Raw genomic sequence first — 1,791 nt, forward strand, 5'->3', positions numbered from 1 at the left:
GCTGCTGGCGGCGGCGGGCGACGCGCCGCCGCTGGTGCCCAAGCGGGACGCCGATGTCGTCTATGACCTGCCGACCGGCCGGCCCGGGCCCGGCGGGGTGCTGCCGCAGGAACGGCTGCGCTGGGACGCCGCGAGGCAGCGCATGCGCGTCGATCCGCCGGGCGGCGGGATTTACATGATCACCGACTACGCGACCCACCGCATCGCCGTGGTCAAGGCGGCGGACCGGACCGTGATCGATGCCGCCGCCCCCGCGGCCTCCCTCGCCGGTCCCCCCGCGGCGCCGTACCGGCGCGAGGGCACCGACACCGTCGCGGGCGCGGGCTGCACCGACTGGGCGACGGCCGATACCGAGGGGCACGACGTGGTGATCTGCGCCACCCCCGAGGGTGTCGTGCTGCGGGTGCGGCGGGAGGGACGGGTCGTGCTGACGGCGCGGCGGGTCAGTTTCGCGCCGGCGGATGAAACCGTCTTCCGGGTGCCTGCGAACTACCGGCACATCGAGGCAACGCAACCCGCAGGCCGACCATGACCCAGACGGCGACGCTTCCCTGGACGCAGTACCTTCCGTGGACCGACCGGCGCGGCCGGCTGGCACGCATCAAGCTCGCGGCCTTCGCGTTGGCGGTTGCGCCCGGTCTGGTGCTGGCGGCGCAATGGGCCGGCGGCGCGCTGGGGGCCCGGCCGCTCAATGCGGTCATCCACGGGACCGGGTTGTGGGCGATCCGCTTCCTGCTGGTCTCGCTCGCGGTGACGCCCGCGCGCTTCGTCTTCGACGCGCCGAAGGTGTTCACGGTGCGGCGGATGCTGGGCCTGACGGCGCTTGCCTACGCGCTGATCCATCTCGGCCTGTATGTCGGCTATCAGGGCTTCGACCTGGTGAAGGTCGGCAGCGAGATCGTCCGGCGCGTCTATCTGACGATCGGCTTCGCCGCCCTGCTCGGTCTCGTCGCCCTCGGCGTCACCTCCACCGACGCGATGATGCGGCGGCTGGGCAAGCGGTGGAAGCGCCTGCACCGCCTGGTCTACGGCCTCGCCGTTCTGGGGCTGCTGCACCATTTCATGCAGGCCAAGGCGGATGTCAGCCCGGCCGTGCTGGTGGCCGGGTTCTATGTCTGGCTGATGCTCTACCGGGCGTTGCCGGTGCGCCTGCGGATCAATCCGGCGGCGCTGATCGGCCTCGCCGTCGCCGCGTCGGCCGGCGCCATGGCGATCGAGTTTGCCTGGTACGGGCTGGCCACGCGGATCAACCCGTGGCGGGTGCTGGATGCCAACTTCGCCTTTGCCTACGGCATCCGCCCGGCGGTGTGGGTCGGGATCGTCGGTCTCGGGATCGCGGCGTTCGTTGCCGTGCGCCGGGCGGTCGCCCTCCTCGCGGTGCGGCGGGCCGCCAGCCCCGCCGCCTGACGTCGCCCCACGCGTCGCCCTGCCTGCCGGCCGCACGCGCGGCCGTCTCTGCGCGCCCGCCGCATGCGCTTTTGCGCTGCCTGCCCTTGCGCCCTACTGAACGGTCGAGCATGTATCCGGCCCGTCGGCCGGTCGGGGGTGGTCCTGTGCGCCCCTCCCACGGCCCCATACGCGGAGGGAGGCGACACGAATGCGTCTTGCGGTGTTGAAGGAACGTGACGCGGCCGAGACCCGCGTGGCCGCGACTCCGGAGACGGTCAAGAAACTGATCGCCCTCGGGATGACCGTGGCCGTCGAGCGCGGGGCAGGGGCGCATGCCGCCATCGCCGACGCGGACTTCGAGGCGGCCGGCGCCGAGATCGCGCCCGACGCCGCCGCCGCGCT

General features: G+C 73.0%; 2 protein-coding genes and 1 pseudogene. All 3 read left to right on the plus strand.

Annotated elements, in window-relative coordinates; genetic code table 11:
* On the plus strand, positions 1-532 hold a 532-nt coding region (locus tag B8460_RS21930; protein WP_048861859.1), incomplete at its 5' end, for a hypothetical protein.
* A complete protein-coding gene (locus B8460_RS12115; protein WP_048861860.1) occupies positions 529-1,407 on the plus strand; it encodes a protein-methionine-sulfoxide reductase heme-binding subunit MsrQ in 879 nt (292 codons plus the stop codon). The genes B8460_RS21930 and B8460_RS12115, both read left to right, overlap by 4 nt.
* Positions 1,408-1,597: 190 nt before the next feature.
* Positions 1,598-1,791, plus strand: a pseudogene (locus tag B8460_RS12120) (NAD(P)(+) transhydrogenase (Re/Si-specific) subunit alpha); the annotation flags it as partial.

Origin of the sequence: Acidisphaera rubrifaciens HS-AP3, assembly GCF_000964365.1 — a bacterium.
GTDB lineage: Bacteria > Pseudomonadota > Alphaproteobacteria > Acetobacterales > Acetobacteraceae > Acidisphaera > Acidisphaera rubrifaciens.

Bases quoted from the DNA above. Each gene is read 5' to 3' on its own strand.
- B8460_RS12115 (WP_048861860.1), top strand. From the start codon at position 529: ATGACCCAGACGGCGACGCTTCCCTGGACGCAGTACCTTCCGTGGACC.